Annotated in this window: 16 protein-coding genes and 1 pseudogene; 7 read left to right on the top strand and 10 right to left on the bottom strand. The window is 34.2% G+C overall.

The window, feature by feature from the left end; genetic code table 11:
- Positions 1-5 precede the first annotated feature (5 nt).
- Positions 6-155: a hypothetical protein gene (locus COO03_RS02990; RefSeq protein ID WP_097894986.1), complete on the bottom strand. Its 150-nt coding sequence runs from the start codon at positions 153-155 to the stop codon at positions 6-8.
- Between the two features lie 193 nt (positions 156-348).
- Positions 349-585: a YkuJ family protein gene (locus COO03_RS02985; protein WP_000055151.1), complete on the bottom strand. Its 237-nt coding sequence runs from the start codon at positions 583-585 to the stop codon at positions 349-351.
- Between the two features lie 233 nt (positions 586-818).
- On the opposite strand from COO03_RS02985, the gene COO03_RS02980 reads away from it, so the two are divergent.
- The gene (locus COO03_RS02980; protein WP_097894985.1) at positions 819-1,055 is read left to right on the top strand and encodes a glutaredoxin family protein; all 237 of its coding nucleotides are present in this window, start codon (positions 819-821) and stop codon (positions 1,053-1,055) included.
- 17 nt (positions 1,056-1,072) lie between these two features.
- Here the strand turns inward: COO03_RS02980 and COO03_RS02975 are convergent, their stop codons facing one another.
- The 3 genes from COO03_RS02975 to fadH form a co-directional block, all read right to left on the bottom strand.
- Positions 1,073-1,573 carry a DUF3993 domain-containing protein gene (locus COO03_RS02975; protein ID WP_097894984.1) on the bottom strand — a complete coding sequence of 167 codons (501 nt, stop codon included), beginning with the start codon at positions 1,571-1,573 and terminating at the stop codon, positions 1,073-1,075.
- 182 nt (positions 1,574-1,755) lie between these two features.
- Positions 1,756-2,973 carry an EAL domain-containing protein gene (locus COO03_RS02970; protein ID WP_097894983.1) on the bottom strand — a complete coding sequence of 406 codons (1,218 nt, stop codon included), beginning with the start codon at positions 2,971-2,973 and terminating at the stop codon, positions 1,756-1,758.
- Between the two features lie 264 nt (positions 2,974-3,237).
- Positions 3,238-4,002, bottom strand: coding sequence for a 2,4-dienoyl-CoA reductase (gene fadH / locus COO03_RS02965; protein WP_097894982.1), 765 nt, complete (start codon positions 4,000-4,002; stop codon positions 3,238-3,240).
- 256 nt (positions 4,003-4,258) lie between these two features.
- Between fadH and COO03_RS02960 the strand changes: the two genes are divergently transcribed.
- Entirely contained in the window at positions 4,259-5,116 is an 858-nt protein-coding gene (locus tag COO03_RS02960; protein WP_097895329.1) for a metallophosphoesterase, read from the top strand.
- A 99-nt stretch (positions 5,117-5,215) separates the two neighbouring features.
- Positions 5,216-5,452 (top strand): hypothetical protein, encoded by a 237-nt coding sequence (locus tag COO03_RS02955; RefSeq protein WP_097894981.1) that lies wholly within the window; start codon positions 5,216-5,218, stop codon positions 5,450-5,452.
- 185 nt (positions 5,453-5,637) lie between these two features.
- On the opposite strand, the gene COO03_RS02950 is transcribed toward COO03_RS02955, so the two are convergent.
- Entirely contained in the window at positions 5,638-7,746 is a 2,109-nt protein-coding gene (locus tag COO03_RS02950; RefSeq protein ID WP_097894980.1) for a polyphosphate kinase, read from the bottom strand.
- A 107-nt stretch (positions 7,747-7,853) separates the two neighbouring features.
- Positions 7,854-9,392 carry a Ppx/GppA family phosphatase gene (locus COO03_RS02945; protein ID WP_097894979.1) on the bottom strand — a complete coding sequence of 513 codons (1,539 nt, stop codon included), beginning with the start codon at positions 9,390-9,392 and terminating at the stop codon, positions 7,854-7,856.
- Positions 9,393-9,570: 178 nt separating this feature from the next.
- Between COO03_RS02945 and COO03_RS02940 the strand changes: the two genes are divergently transcribed.
- On the top strand, positions 9,571-10,029 hold the full coding sequence (locus COO03_RS02940; protein ID WP_097894978.1) for a YkyB family protein: 459 nt from the start codon (positions 9,571-9,573) through the stop codon (positions 10,027-10,029).
- A 29-nt stretch (positions 10,030-10,058) separates the two neighbouring features.
- On the opposite strand, the gene COO03_RS02935 is transcribed toward COO03_RS02940, so the two are convergent.
- Entirely contained in the window at positions 10,059-10,679 is a 621-nt protein-coding gene (locus COO03_RS02935) for a YkyA family protein (RefSeq protein WP_097895327.1), read from the bottom strand.
- 55 nt (positions 10,680-10,734) lie between these two features.
- Positions 10,735-11,553 (bottom strand): peptidoglycan-N-acetylglucosamine deacetylase, encoded by an 819-nt coding sequence (locus tag COO03_RS02930; protein ID WP_170958145.1) that lies wholly within the window; start codon positions 11,551-11,553, stop codon positions 10,735-10,737.
- Between the two features lie 460 nt (positions 11,554-12,013).
- Between COO03_RS02930 and COO03_RS02925 the strand changes: the two are divergent.
- Positions 12,014-12,198, top strand: a pseudogene (locus COO03_RS02925) (phage holin); the annotation flags it as partial.
- A 29-nt stretch (positions 12,199-12,227) separates the two neighbouring features.
- Here the strand turns inward: COO03_RS02925 and COO03_RS02920 are convergent.
- On the bottom strand, positions 12,228-12,743 hold the full coding sequence (locus COO03_RS02920) for a DUF11 domain-containing protein (protein WP_097894976.1): 516 nt from the start codon (positions 12,741-12,743) through the stop codon (positions 12,228-12,230).
- A 636-nt stretch (positions 12,744-13,379) separates the two neighbouring features.
- Between COO03_RS02920 and COO03_RS02915 the strand changes: the two genes are divergently transcribed.
- Entirely contained in the window at positions 13,380-14,915 is a 1,536-nt protein-coding gene (locus COO03_RS02915) for an MDR family MFS transporter (RefSeq protein ID WP_097894975.1), read from the top strand.
- 92 nt (positions 14,916-15,007) lie between these two features.
- On the top strand, positions 15,008-15,565 hold the full coding sequence (locus COO03_RS02910; protein ID WP_097894974.1) for a PadR family transcriptional regulator: 558 nt from the start codon (positions 15,008-15,010) through the stop codon (positions 15,563-15,565).
- Positions 15,566-15,727 lie beyond the last annotated feature (162 nt).

The following is a 15,727-nucleotide window of genomic DNA, read 5'->3' as shown; positions in this document are numbered from 1 at the left end:
CTTTACTATCCTTTATTCGTTTCAATATTTCGGATCACATACTGACAAGAGGGACATGTATAAATTACATTTTGATTAGACTGGGCGGTTAATACATGAACAATTTCAGATGAACTATGACATTTTGGACAAACAACAATTGGTAGTCTCTCCACTTTCAGCACTCCCTTCAAACTTTTATTACCAGTGTTGGAAAAATTAAAAATTCTTATACATATAACTCCATCCCCCTATTCTTTATAAGGTGCTCTCTCCCTTGCTTCTGTACAGATGGAATAAAACAACAGCCCATAAAACCTAGCATTACTAAAAAAAGTACCGCCCTTTGGCGGTACCTTTTTATATGTATCAAGAAATAATATCGTAAATTTCGATAGCAACCATATCAATGTTATCAAATTGATATACTTGTGGCTTTTCGCCTTGTTGATACACTTCTAATTCATACATTTCACTTTTATCGAAAAATTTCACGCTACATTTGCGCTCACCGTTCACTTCAAAATAGCGTTGTGCTACTTCACCGCTTTCAGCTTGTTCTTGTAGACTAACAAGTCGAGTTAAAATTCCTTGGAGTAGAGACATGAAATCTCCCCTTTCTCTAATCTTCCTATCAATAGGTTTTACAGCTATACTCATTCTATCCGTCATAACAGAAAAAATGTTCCACACTCTAGGATAAAGGTTATTGAGCAGAAACTCAACTAAAATTTGTCGAAATAAGAGGTAAAAAGCAGAAAGAATATCTTTCTCTTTCTTTATTGCGGTTTTTTTAGCTGGAGAATATAATTAAAAACAGAAAATGAGGAGGAATTTTAATGAAGAAAATTGAGGTTTATACACAACCAGATTGTCCGCCATGTACAATTGTAAAAGAATTTTTAAAACATAATAACGTAACGTACGAAGAATTTGACGTAAAAAAGGATGCAGCTGCTCGCAACCGTCTTTTATATGACTATAACTCCTATTCAACTCCCACAGTCGTCGTTGATGGGGAAGTTGTTACTGGTTTTCAAATTGAAAAGTTACAACAGCTGCTCAATCTAGAATAGGAATAGGCAAAAATGCACTATTCCTGTTCTTTTAACTCTTGCAATTTTTTCATTTCTGTCAAAAGTTCCTGACTTTCATGATAACCAGCTAATTTCCATTTCCCTTTATCCTTTTGCAAAGTCACAATTTGATATTGTTCATTTTTTGTCCGTTCATATACATATAAAAGGCCGTGCTCTTCATCATACGCCAGTTTTGTCTGCGAACTAAATGAAAAAGGTGCTTCTTTTGTAGGAAATAAGTATTCACCACTTTTTTTATCATCATTGCTATTTTCATCTGTAAAAACTTGAAGGAAATTATCTGTAAAATATGGTGATAACGCATCATACATTTTACTCACTGTTAAATGCTTACCTCGAATTGAAAATTGTACTTCATATCCCTTTTGAATCGTTGTAAACACTTCTTTTCGATCCACTTTTGTTTCTTCTTTACCAAGAACTGTTGTAACACTATACCCAACTAGAAAGGCAACACATAAAAATAGAACAAACCATATCCCATATTTTTTCATTCTTTCACCTTCCTTTACAAGAGCTTGTCTTTGTAGTATTCATTGTAACAATGATTATGCAAAGAAAGTGATGGTTTCGTTCGTAAAATCTTTACAATGATAGACAGCATTTTCACCATCATTTTCACTATTACCAATTTATGATAAAAACAAACAAAAAAATGCACGAATTGCTTCGTGCATTAAAATAAAACATCTTCTTCATATAAAAATTCATATGATAAATCAATAAATAAGAACTGTTCATCATCGATTGGGAAAGAGAATGTTCGTACCATTTCACCCGTTTCTATGTCTGCATATAAATCCGAAAGCCTTGCTTTATTTTCAAACCGCATTTTCATTATATTTTCTAAAAAATACGGACGCCAACTCCAGTTTTTCATATAATACTCCGGCATAACAATCCATGCACCATCTTTTTTCATAACGTTTCCTGATTGTTGAAAACCGTCTTCATTGCAAATGAAAATTCGAAAACTATACTGTGATACATGTTGACTAAAATGTAATAACCACTCATTAACATCTTCATTCTTTTTGGGCTTAGATAACACATTTCCAACTTGATCACGCAATGTTTCCGTTAATTGATAAATCTTTTGTAGTTTTTTCTTTTCATGTTGAATAAATTGATGACATTCATTGCCAAGACGTTCTTTTAAAATGTCTGCCTCAATAAAATCTGGCAAACACTCTTTCAAATAATTACCTTGATAGTATCTTCCACCATTCTTCCAAGCATATTGCAGTTGGTAAAAAGCATCAATTTCTTCGTATAGTAATGTCGCACCAATTCTTCTCGCTAATAAGGACAAAGAATATAAAATATCTTGATACGATTGTAAAAGTGCAGTTTGTCGTAAATTTGTTAAATCTACTTTTAAAATATCAGGGGCTAACACACTAATTCGCTCCAAATTACTCGTACCTGTTCCTACTTTATTAATTGAAGTTTGAATGCCATATGTACGGTAATACATGAGTAAATGATTAAATTGTTCTATATCTTCCTTACACTCATGCTCTGTTATTTCTAAAACAATATTTCGTAAGTTCAGCCCTTTTTTTTCATACATTAACAATAGTTGAAGTAAACTCTCATCTTCATCGTTCATAAGTACGTTCGCATTTCGGTGTATAAACAATAAAAATGTTTGCTTTGTCTCTAAGTACCTATCTAATGCTTTTTCTACAATGACATTATCCGCTTCGAGTTGAAACTCACTTGGAATGGAATCATCATGAAAGAAAGAGGAAAGACTTTGTATACCCTCTTCTGTTTGGATACGCCCTACTACTTCGTATCCAATTACTGTATGTTCATCAGCACTAAAAATAGCTTGATAATAAGGAAGGACTTTATCCAAATTACTCATTACATCTAATGCATCTATCAAAACATTTCCCTCCCTTTACTTTTCAAAAATTATAACATGGTATGTATAGAAAAATAATAAAAAATCCCTTCAGTTTTCCTGAAGGGATTAGAGGGGTAAAATGCTAAGGGGAATTAGCAATTCTACTATGAAGAAAAAAGAGGTCTTAAATATACCTTATATAACTTCTCCTGTAAACACTTTTTTCTCAAATGTCACAAATTCTTCACATTTTATCATACACGGATAAGTAGTCATATCCATGCCCCATTTTATACAATCCCTTTAGAACGGATACTGATGTAGGTGTTGCCCACCATCCATTGTCATACACGTTCCATTTATGTAAGCAGCTGCATCAGAACTTAGATAAAAAGCTAAGCCTGCAATTTCTTCTGGTGTCCCTAATCTACCTAACGGAACGCTTTGTAATGTACGCTTAGCCATCTCCTCCGAAATCCACAATTTGTCCGCACCGCCTGTACGTTCAATCGGGCCAGGTGCAATGGCATTGACTCGTATCCCATATTTACGTCCCCACTCAACAGCAAGCGTTTTCGTCATCGCTAATACACCAGCTTTCGCTGCAGCAGAATGGATCACACCTGGTCCCGCATCCCAGGCATACGTTGCTACCATATTAATGATATTTCCTTTTATCCCTTTTTCGATCCAATATTTCCCTACTGCTTGGCTACAATAAAATGTTCCATTTAGTACAATATTAATTACTGCATTCCAACCGTTAACAGATAAATCTTCTGCAGGACAAATAAAATTACCTGCTGCATTGTTAATTAAAATATCAATACGTCCAAATTTCTCATCAATATGTTCAACCATACGTTGAATATCATCTGTACTTCGCACATCCATTTGCACAGTCAATACTTGCCCTGGAAATTGTTCAATCTCTTTCTGGGTTTCCTCAAGCTTTTCTTTTGTACGTCCTGTAATAACAACACGTGCCCCTTCCTTTGCAAACCGAGCTGCCATTCCTTTTCCCATTCCACTTGAGCCACCTGTTATGATAACTACTTTTTCTTTCAAATATATCCCCTCCCTCAAAAAATGAATACACATTCATTTTACCACTTTATTTGAAAGAAATCTTTATATTTTTAAAGTTTTCTGATATCTTTTAAATACAAGAAATTTCTTTCATTATCATATTTCTTATCACATATGCTATTTTTCTATCTTTCAAAATAAAATTCTATAACAAGAAATAAACGAAAAGGAGAGCCAAGTGACCTATAATGAATTGTTCATACACCTTATAAACTATAGGTTCGCTCATATTCCCATGAAACAAATAACAAGAAGAAACTTTATAAAAACAGGAATTCGCACTTGTCTCTATACTTGTATTACAGCTAGCCTCGGCTATTACTATGCTAAATATATAGAACCAAATTCCCTTTCTTTGACGCATCATACACTTCGGTCTCCGCTTATTCCAAAAAGTTTTCATGGCATGAAGATTATTCAGTTTAGTGATTTACATCTCGGATACTACTTTTCTCTTCAGCGCTTATCTTACATTGTCTCCAAAATTAATGAAACAGCACCAGATATCGTTCTTTTTACAGGTGATTTAATTGATAATTATCAGACATATAGTGATGCTCCTTTTGTCTCCTCCATTTTGCGTAATATCCATGCACCATTTGGTAAATTTGCAATCTATGGAAATCACGATCATGGTGGATATGGAACAGAATACTATGATCTAATCATGAGTGACTCAGGTTTTGAACTGTTAAAAAATACTGAAAAACGCATTCGATTATTAGATAATAGTGAAATCTCTATTTTCGGAATAGATGATCTACTACTTGGCAAACCTGAAATCGATTCAACATTACAATATGCACAGAAGGATATTTATACAATTGTACTTGTTCATGAACCTGATATAGCACCAAAAACCGCTCAATTCCCAGTAAACCTTCAGCTTTCTGGACACAGCCATGGCGGACAAGTTCAAATCCCCTTTTTGGGTGCAATTATTACTCCAGCACTTGCAAAACACTATATTGAAGGCTTTTATCACATTCACAACTTACTTCTCTATGTAAATCGCGGCCTTGGGAGAACGCGCGTTCCATTTCGATTTATGGCCAGACCTGAAATTACACTTTTTACATTGCACCATTTGTAACGTACACTTGCCTATTTTCTTATCTACCCTTTCTTGTACTCGCTCATCCACGCTTTTTCTCCATATGATAACAATGAGTCCATTAAAGGAGGTTGTTACATGTATCCATATTTTCAACCCATCCCAGTTCGCTCAGCACCTATTGGCCCAATAGACGACTCGCGCTTCTTACCATTTTTCGGCGTTCCATTTTTAGCTGGAATTGCTGGCGGATTACTTGGTGGAGCATTAGCATTTGGTCCTAGACCTTTCTATCCACCTTATCCACCACCAGCGCCTTATCCACCGGCACCGTTTCCTTGTTACGGAAATCCATGTCAGCCGTATTATTATTAATTCAGGACTTCCTTCAGCATAATTCTAGCGATTTACAAATTGCATTAGGTAAATCTAAAAAACTATTCTCTCATTCCTTACTGCTTTATTTCCTCTGAATTTTTAATAGATATTTTTAGGAAAAAAGCATAAAAACCTCTTATATAAATAAGAGGTTTTTATGGTCATACTAATCTGTTATTCCATTACTCTGCATCCATCTCTTGATAAGCCATCTTAAATAATTTTACTTGGCTATCAATCTCTTCGGAGCCATTATTTATTACATAGTAATATTCACCATCTTTATTTTGTTCGCGTGTTTTTACATTATCCGCCAAAACAAGCTGTAAAATTGCTTTTATTCTCGCTTTCATTTCAAAACCTAGAATTGGGAAAGATATTTCTACCCGCTTTTCCATATTCCTTGTCATCAAGTCAGCTGAAGATAAATAAATTTTTTCATCTCCATTATGATGAAAATAATAAATACGGCTATGCTCTAAATACCGTCCAACGAGACTAATCACCCGAATGTTTTCACTTACATTTTGAATACCGGGACGCAAGCAGCATGTTCCCCTAACGATAAGTTCCACCTTTACCCCAGCCTGTGATGCCTCATACAACTTTTGAATCAACGGTTTATCCGTTAATGAATTCATCTTAGCAATAATGTGTCCATTACCATATTGCTTATGATAGCGAATCTCTTCATCTATTAGCTCCATAAATTGCTGACGTATGTCAAAAGGGGCCACTGACAAATGATGAAAATGAGGTTTCGTTGTATAGCCGCTCAAATAATTAAAGAAATTTGTTGCATCTACCCCAAAATCTTTTCGAGATGTAATATATCCAAAGTCTGTATATAGTTTTGCTGTAGCATCGTTATAATTTCCTGTCCCCAAATGTACAAACCTTTCGATTTTTCCGTATTTTCTTCGCACAACAAGTGTAATTTTACTATGGGTTTTCAAATGACTCACACCATAAATAACATGGCAACCAGCTTGTTCCAGTTCCTTTGCCCAATGGACATTATTTTCTTCATCAAATCGAGCTTTTAATTCAACAAGCACCGTTACTTGTTTTCCCTTTTCGGCTGCCGTCTTTAAAGCCTGAATAATCGGAGAATCTCCACTGACACGATATAACGTTTGCTTGATTGCCAGCACATTTGGATCATCTGCTGCATCACGTACAAAATCAACAACGGGCTGAAAAGATTCAAATGGATGATGTAATAAAATATCGTGCTCGATTGCTTTCTCAAATACATCTTCTTCATCGTCTAAATCTTGAGGTGGCTGCGGAATCAGAGCTGGATAAACAAGATGTTCATATAAAGGTGCTAATTTTTTATATAGGGAAAATAAACATGTTAGATCTAACGGTCCATCCATCATATATACATCTTCATCTTTTACCTCTAACACCTCATATAATAAGGCTAACACTCTTTCATCTACATGCTCTTTTCCAACTTCTAAGCGAACAGCAGCTCCCCACTTACGTTTTTTCAACTCTTTTTCAATCACTTTCAATAGATCACGCGCACCCTCTTCGTGTATTGTTAAATCCGCATTACGCGTAATACGAAAACGAGTGACAGAGGATACTTTGTATCCTGTAAATAATTTATGAGTAAAACTACTAATAACGTCTTCTAATAAAATAAATTTATACTTTTGATCTTCACTTGGTAAAAAAATAAAACGCTCGAGCAATGATGGCACTTGAACAATCCCAAGCTTTGTGCGGTTTTCTTCCTCTACCTGTTTTTCATCATAGAGAATCGTAGCTAAGTTTAAACTTTTATTTAAAAGCATCGGAAACGGACGATATGCATCGATTGCTACAGGTGTTAAAACCGGAAAAATTTGCTCATCAAAATATTCTTCAATAAATTCACGTTGTTCTTTCGTTAAATCGTGAAATGCTAAAGGCTCAATCCCTTCTTCTTCAAGTCCTGGCAATACAGTATTTTTAAATGTATTATACTGAACTGTCATTAATTCATGAGCCTTCGTAGAGATTTTATTAAGCTGTTGTTTCGGTGTTAAACCCGCCTTGTTTTCCGGTTGATTAAACCCCGCGCTTACCTGATCCTTTAATCCTGCAACGCGTACCATAAAAAACTCATCCAAGTTCGAACTAAAGATACTAATAAACTTTAATCTTTCTAAAAGCGGATTACTTTCATCCTGTGCTTCTTGTAATACGCGTTCATTAAAAGCTAGCCAGCTTAATTCACGGTTATTATAATAAGCAGTATCATTTAAATTTACCGAATTCCCCTTCACTAATTCCATTTTCTCCACACTTCTCTTGAAACTTTTTCAATATAATTTAGTTACATTTATTGTATCAAATTCCAATTTATTAAAGTGTAAAACTTTTGTAAAGACGTCCGTACAAGTTAATATTTCTCTTCAAATATTAACCGAATGTTCATCTTTAATGCTTTTTCCAGCTGTTTTTTCTGCTTTTCTGCTTGTACCTTTTCTGCTAAAGCTGATTGTTTACAAACAATACGAAATGCAAGCCCCTCTTTCTCTTTTTCCACATGAATCTTTTCAACAAACGCTCGTTGTCTCACATTTAAAGCAGCTGAAAATTGTAAAACTGCTCCTAACAAGCAAATCGTTTTCTGTTCACTTTTATCAAACCAACCTTCAAATGGTGCTAAATACTGTTTAAATAACATTTTTGATTTATAAGAGGCGATGAGTGCGAGTCTAACTCGATCTTTATGCATCATACCGTCAATCGTTTTATTTGCCAATAAATAAAATGTATGTAAACGACTTGCTTCTACATCTATGTATTTCCCAATATTAAATACTTTAGCAGCTTGATGAAATGTCTCCCAATCCTTTTCTGACAAGCAAATCACCTCAGCTTCCTCAAGTTGCTTACAGATTAAAGCCCCATGTTTAATAAGCTGAATTACATATCCCATATCCATTCCATACTCATAGGATAATAAGTTGAAACTTTCTTCTAACACATTTGGGTAATAAGAAATGCCTAAATTTTTTGTTAGTTCTTCGTAGAAAACACCTTCTCGCAATCCTTTTCTGCTTAGTACAAAAGCTGGAGCTTGTACAATATTAGTTAGCATATGAAACACTTCTACCGCTGGAGTAATCGTATCAGCTCGATCTTTTGCTAAACCATCTAATTTTTGCAAATCTGCGAAAGAAAGATTAATTAACTCTGCCTGTACCTCTTTTATGTCCGCTTCTTTCATTTTATATAAATGTAAACCTGCTATTGGATAAGAAATCAAATTTTGATGAATTTTCACCATATTACGTGCGCTTCCGCCTATCGCAATAAGCGGTAATTTTTTTTCATTTAGCCACGGCAAAGTTCGGAATTGATACCATAAATATCTTCTTAATTCATCTAATTCTTCTGAAATTGGTGTCTCATGACGAATGAATTGTTGCTTTAAAGAAAGTGCCCCAAATGGAAAACTATAATATTCTACAATTTCTCTATCTCGAAAATATGTAACCTCTGTACTACCACCGCCAATGTCAACAGTAATTCCTTCTGTAAAAGAAGTTGAATTCATTACTGCTAAATAACCGTAACGAGCTTCCTCATATTCAGATAAAATTCTAAGTATAAAATCTGTTTTTCCTTCTACAAGCTTTTTAATTTCTGCTTGGTTCTTTGCTTGTCGAATCGTTGCTGTCGCAACACAACGCACATTATGCAATCCATGAAACCTTGTACTTTCTTGAAATTGAAGTAATGTTTGCAGGAGTATATTCATTCCATCTTCTATTAGTATACCATCAATTAAGTAATTTCTTAAACGAGCTACAACTTTTGTATTTTCAATCTCTTTATAAAAACCTCCATTTTGTTTTTCATAAATAACTAATCGCATTGTATTTGAACCAATATCAATAATGGCATATTGCTGTTTCAATATATCTTTCATACTTTTCACTCTTTCATTATCAAATTTCTAAAAACCATCCCTATCACTATTATACAAAATAGTTGTTTTTGGTAACAATATTGCTTTAATATTAAAAATATATACAATCACTTTTTGCATATAATAAAAACTCATTTTATTTATGTTATAATAATAAAAATTAGAAAGGAGACCCACTATGAAACCTTCACAACCACAGTCTCAGTCACAAAAACAATATTCTATCAATCGATTAGCTCAATCTATTTTCGTTGTGAATCGGCATGCAAAAGCAGCTACAAATCCTAAGTACTTATACTGGTTAAAAAAGGTTGTTTTAGAACGTTTAATTACTGAAAAAAAAGCACTAAAAGAAGGATTACATTTTTCTAGAAATCCACGTCTTAGTCAGCAACAATCTGATGTTCTCATTCGTTTAGGTGACTATTTTTTTCATATTCCCCCTACAAAAGATGATTTTCGTACCCTCCCGCATCTCGGTAATCTTGAGTCTTCCTATCGAAATCCGAAAACAACTCTTTCTTTAACAGCAGCAAAAAAAACGCTTCAAGATTATATTGGCCCTGAGGCCCTGAAGCAAGAAAAAAAATTAAGCGAACCGATTCCTTGGTATCGACGTACGTATACAAAAAAATAAAGCAGGTTTGGCCCTCAGGCCAACCTGCTTTATTTTTTTTCTTCTTTTATTTTAATATCCGCTTTTTTATAGAAAGCTACTTTTTCTGTATTGTATGATTTAGTATACTCATTGAACTTATCTTTTTCAGTATCAATATCTTTGTAAGATTGATTTACTGTTTTTACTTTATCACTAATTGCTTTTAATTTTGCATCTTTATCTTGTAACATTGTATATAATTCTTTTTCTAATTTTAATGACTTAGTGTAGTTATCATACATCTTTTTAAACGATTCATATCGTTTTTCATACGTACTCTTTACTTTGTCTGCTTGCTCTTTTAACTTATTATCCTTAATTTTCTCTACGTACTTATCAACTGATTTCATTTCTTCTTGCGCTTTATTCAATGCATCTTTTTCTTTATCGATTATTTTTCCGCGCTCCGCTGTGTTTTTCGCTGCTTGATCTAACTTCTCCTTCACAGCTTGATTATTATCTTTTCCCTCTTGTACAATTTGATTGTATAACGTTTGTCCCTCTTTTTCTAACGCCTCTAATTTTTTCGCATCTTCAAACATAGGTTTTTCTTGCTTTGCAGCATTTTCAAATGCCACATATAATTCTTCTTCTGGTTTTGGACCAAAACAACCAGCTAATAAAGTCATAGATAATGCAGTTACAATTGCTATTTTATTATATTTCACTTTCTTTTCCTCCTACTTATATACGATCATCATGCCAAAAATTTAAGGGGAAATGAGTTGATTCTTCATATACTTCAAACTCATATCCTTTTTTACGAAGATCATCAATAATTGTTTGTAAGGCTTGTACAGTTTGTTGCTTCTCATGCATTAAAATAACTTCACGATCTTGTTTAGCCCCTGAAATTACATTTTGTACTACACCATTTGGATTTCCAGGCAGTTTCCAGTCTAAAGAATCAATCGTCCAGTCCCACTCTTTCATACCAACTGGTACCATTTGGTCACGTAATCCTTGATTCAATCCAGGCATACTTCCATATGGGCAACGAACAAGCTTAGGCTGAAACCCTGTAACATCTTTCACCATATTTTGCGCTTGTATCATCTCTTCTACAAATCGACCTTGTTTATAAAGTTTCGCATAATCATGTGTCATGCTGTGAACACCTGGATAATGTCCTTCCTTTACTAAACGTTTCACACTATCTGTATGAGATGGAATATTGCCACCAATCATGAAAAATGTTCCTTTTATTTCATTTTTCTTTAAAATGTCTAAAATCTCTTTTTGAAATTCACTCGGTCCATCATCGAAGGTTAAGTATGCTACTTTGCGTACTTGTCCATTAAATTTCGTCGGTGCTTTTTTATCCAATCCAACTTTAAACTGCTCACTAGCAAGCTGGACTGAGTTCACTTGATTTGCTACAGCCTTTGCAGGCGATGTAAAGGATTGAAATATGAAAAACCCTGCCACGATAGCACTAATTACAATAGCAATTATAACCAGCCGCCTACCCAAGGGCGATCGTCGGCTCCTAACGTCTATCATTCTACCATTCCCTTTCTCTCTTTCTATCAATCTACTTGTCCATTTTACACAGTATAAAGGTTTACTTGCAACAACTTACAAATATTCTTTAACTTTCCTAAAAAGGAAAAGTGTAGAGATTGCTTCCCTCTACACTTTTCCCCCAAAAAACCATTGTGCAAAATGTCCTGACACATCTATCACAATTATATGATGATTAAATATATTTTTAAAGGCTTTTGTTACAAAACACCGTTTTTTTGTAACAAAAGAGAAGCAATTGTTACGAAAAATACTTTTATCATTCATTCTTCCGTAAATCTCTATTCTTATACAATTGAGTTTGCGCTTTATCTAATAGCTCTTCTAACGTTTTTCCTTCCAAAGGATAACTAGCAGCTCCAAATAAAAACGAAATATTTACCACATTATTTGCTAATTCTTTTGTAATATTCGTTACTAGCCGATCTGTTATTGTTGATTTCTCTTATCTTTAAAACTATTATTTGAATCGTTCGGACATACTTTTATGACAAATGACCAAATTGATGCAATTATAAATGTTGCCTCGTTCTTATTCATTCTATACTTCGGATATAAAAATAACTATGTAGGAAAAAAAGGACTAGAACAAAAAAATTACTAAAAAAACACAATCTTCACTAAAAAAGGAACCCACGTCACGGGGTTCCTTTTTATTGTTGTATCACAATTGCTTCTTTCGTTTGAAGTGGTCCATACGTTACGTCAGCATGTTGGAATGTATACGTAGCACGTAATGACATAGTAGAAGGAACAGGAGTGTGTGCTACTTTTACTTGACAAGTTAATTGAACTTTTTCATTCGGAAGCAGTTCATCAACTCGCCACCTTACAAGCTGAAATAAGAATTCACCTGCTCCCTTATTCGTCTTTAATGTATTAGGAATGTATACAAAATAATCACGGATCATATGACTCACAATTACTCGAGAAACCTCTTCAGTTCCTCTATTTTCCACCTCAAGTTGAATAACGAGAGTTTCATTTATATCATAAACAAGTTCGTATGAAAAATCTTTCTCTTGTACATTACTAATTTGTAATGTTACCGCTACATTTGGAGTAGATTGTTTTCTGTTTATTTCTTTAGCTCCTCCATCCATCCACAAAACAGGTTGTAAAGATAAAAGAAACATTTCTTGATTTGAAATTCGTTTCCATATTTTCATAATAAAAATTCACCTCATTCCAGATCGTATTATCTATACAACTTTATTCTTCCTAACTAAACAATGAACTACCCTTCTTTCATTATTTATCCCACATTACCGGGCAGTAATACCCGATTGGTGAGGGCTTTCCATCAGTGAGGGATGGACAGCCCCCACTGATGGAAGTTTCACTTTATCCGAAATACTAACTTACTTCCGTTCAATACGTAATCCATTTATAACTTCTTTATCTCTCCTCTCTATCTTATTCGACAATTCCAGGAAAAAACCATTTTAAATAGTGGAACAGTACATGATTCAATATTTCTTTTTTTACAAACTTTACATTTGAATTATTTCTTCCCATTCATTTTGTGCACTACCCTATTTTCCTCACTTGTTCTCAAAAAATTCACTACATATCTCCTTTTTAACTACCTTGAAGAAAAGAAACTTTTGACGGGTAAAAAAAGTTTACCTTTTAGTCAAATTTGACTATAATATGAGTTATGATTTCTATTCTTTCTTTATAAATAAGCACAGGGAGAGAAAGACTGTACATAAAGGTATTCTTCATTATGTACTTCATCTTTTGGAAAATACATCCTTTGAAAGATTAAATCAGTTCATTTTTATACTAAAGGAGGATTATGTTTGGAGACACAAATATCTCAAAACAAAATAAGTAAAACAAAGTTTGTTGTTGCAGGATTATTACTTGGTATTCTGATGGCAGCAATGGATAATACGATCGTTGCAACTGCGATGGCAACAATTGTTGGAGACCTGGGAGGATTTGATAAATTTGTTTGGGTCACATCAGCTTATATGGTAGCAACAATGGCTGGAATGCCTATTTTCGGGAAGCTTTCTGATATGTATGGGCGGAAACGTTTTTATATTGGTGGATTACTCCTCTTCTTATTTGGTTCTATTCTTTGTGGTACAGCAACAAGCATTGAACAGCTAAGTATTTACAGAGCAATCCAAGGTATTGGCGGCGGTGCTCTTATGCCAATCGCATTTACAATTATGTACGATATATTCCCACCTGAAAAACGAGGAAAAATGACAGGGCTATTTGGAGCTGTTTTCGGAACATCGAGTGTTTTCGGTCCTTTATTAGGTGCTTATATTACTGATTATATAAGCTGGCACTGGGTTTTCTATATTAATATTCCATTAGGACTTATCTCTTTCTTCTTCATTTCTAAGTACTACAAAGAGTCATTACAGTATAGAAAACAAAAAATTGATTGGGCTGGTGCTATTACACTTGTAATAAGCATTGTTTGCTTAATGTTTGCATTAGAACTTGGCGGTAAGGAATATGCATGGGATTCCAATATAATTATTGGTTTATTTACAACATTTGCTATTATGCTTATCATTTTCTTCTTCGTGGAAAGAAAAGCAACAGAACCAATTATTTCTTTCCATTTATTTAAAAAACGTTTATTTGCAGCAAGCCAAGGTGTAGCCTTTTTCTACGGAGCAGCTTTTATTATTTGTACAGTGTATATTCCAATCTTTATTCAAGGTGTTCTGGGCGGTTCTGCATCCAATGCTGGATTAATTTTAACACCGATGATGGTAGGTTCTGTAATTGGAAGCCAAGTAGGTGGACAATTGGCTTCACGAACAAGTTATCGTAACATTATGCTGATCTCTGGTACATTTTTTGTAGTTGGTATCTATTTACTCAGCACTTTAACAATGGAGACATCACGCACACTCGTAACAGTCTTTATGATTCTTGCTGGGCTTGGGGTTGGCTTCTCTTTCTCAGTTTTAAGTATGTCTTCTATTCACAATTTAGAAATGAGAGATCGAGGCTCTGCCACATCAACAAACTCATTCTTCCGTTCTCTCGGAATGACTCTCGGTGTAACAATCTTTGGTACCATTCAAAACCATATTTTCACCGATAAATTAAAGGCGGTTTTCCCTCCAGAATTAGCAAAACTGGCACCAAAAAGTGGAGACACAAGCTTTTTATTATCACCACATGCTACTGAAAAAATTCCACCGGAAATACTTAGTGGAATTAAACAAGCGCTTGCGACATCTATTGCTAATACATTTTTATGGGCGCTTATTCCAGCTATCCTAAGTATTATCTGTATTACACTAATGGGAAAAGATCGTCTTTTCACTGGAACAAAAAAAAAACAAAAGCAAGTAAGTTAGTATAGTAAAACATGCAACGGTATATCTCTTTATCGAAAGAGATATACCGTTTATAATATGTATAAAGTTTATAATACAGGAGTTGAGACAGCGTGAGCATGAAATTAGTCATTCTCGGCTTACTACTCGAAGGAGATAAACACCCATATGAAGTGCAACATATAATGAAAGAACGCCAAATGGATTGTTATATTAAATATGCAAAAGGATCCCTCTATTACGCCTTTGAACAATTAGAAAAACAAGAAGCAATTGCGGTTACAAATGTTGTACGAGATACAAATCGACCAGATAAGACGATTTTTCATATAACCGAAACTGGAAGAGAACTTTTCTATACACTGCTTTTAAAACAATTCGAGGCAAAAAATCAAATATATAAACCAATCTATTCAGCACTATCTTTCGCTCATTTTGGTGATGAAAAAACAATCGTTCCTATTTTAGAAAAAAAGAGAGAGGACACAATTCAACATTTACATACGATGCAATCAATATACGAACATAGCAAGACACACGTTACACGTGCACAACTTTATATTTTAAAAAGTGTTATTGAACATATTACAGTTGAATTGCATTGGTTAAATGAACTCCATAAAGATGCAAGTGCTGGTCGCCTTTTTGAAATAGGAATGGATGCAAAGTGAGACTTCTATCAGTGAGGCTTTTCCTCACTGATAATTAGCCTTACCATCCGCCTCTTTATACTCTCTATTATCGCTTCTCTTTCATGTCAACTACCCACCACTTAAACGCTAACACGTTTTGAAGTGAGGGCTTATAAAAAGTCCTGGTTGTCTAGCCTCAGT

Origin of the sequence: Bacillus sp. AFS098217 (genome assembly GCF_002551815.1) — a bacterium.
Taxonomy (GTDB): domain Bacteria; phylum Bacillota; class Bacilli; order Bacillales; family Bacillaceae_G; genus Bacillus_A.
This window is presented reverse-complemented; position numbering and strand designations above follow the sequence as displayed.

Excerpts from the sequence above, each read along its gene's own strand:
- COO03_RS02985 (WP_000055151.1), bottom strand. The coding sequence starts at position 585 with ATGTCTCTACTCCAAGGAATTTTAACTCGACTTGTTAGTCTACAAGAA.
- COO03_RS02980 (WP_097894985.1), top strand. The coding sequence starts at position 819 with ATGAAGAAAATTGAGGTTTATACACAACCAGATTGTCCGCCATGTACA.
- COO03_RS02975 (WP_097894984.1), bottom strand. The coding sequence starts at position 1,573 with ATGAAAAAATATGGGATATGGTTTGTTCTATTTTTATGTGTTGCCTTT.
- COO03_RS02960 (WP_097895329.1), top strand. The coding sequence starts at position 4,259 with ATGAAACAAATAACAAGAAGAAACTTTATAAAAACAGGAATTCGCACT.
- COO03_RS02955 (WP_097894981.1), top strand. The coding sequence starts at position 5,216 with ATGTATCCATATTTTCAACCCATCCCAGTTCGCTCAGCACCTATTGGC.
- COO03_RS02950 (WP_097894980.1), bottom strand. The coding sequence starts at position 7,746 with ATGGAATTAGTGAAGGGGAATTCGGTAAATTTAAATGATACTGCTTAT.
- COO03_RS02945 (WP_097894979.1), bottom strand. The coding sequence starts at position 9,392 with ATGAAAGATATATTGAAACAGCAATATGCCATTATTGATATTGGTTCA.
- COO03_RS02940 (WP_097894978.1), top strand. The coding sequence starts at position 9,571 with ATGAAACCTTCACAACCACAGTCTCAGTCACAAAAACAATATTCTATC.
- COO03_RS02935 (WP_097895327.1), bottom strand. The coding sequence starts at position 10,679 with ATGACTTTATTAGCTGGTTGTTTTGGTCCAAAACCAGAAGAAGAATTA.
- COO03_RS02930 (WP_170958145.1), bottom strand. The coding sequence starts at position 11,553 with ATGATAGACGTTAGGAGCCGACGATCGCCCTTGGGTAGGCGGCTGGTT.
- COO03_RS02920 (WP_097894976.1), bottom strand. The coding sequence starts at position 12,743 with ATGAAAATATGGAAACGAATTTCAAATCAAGAAATGTTTCTTTTATCT.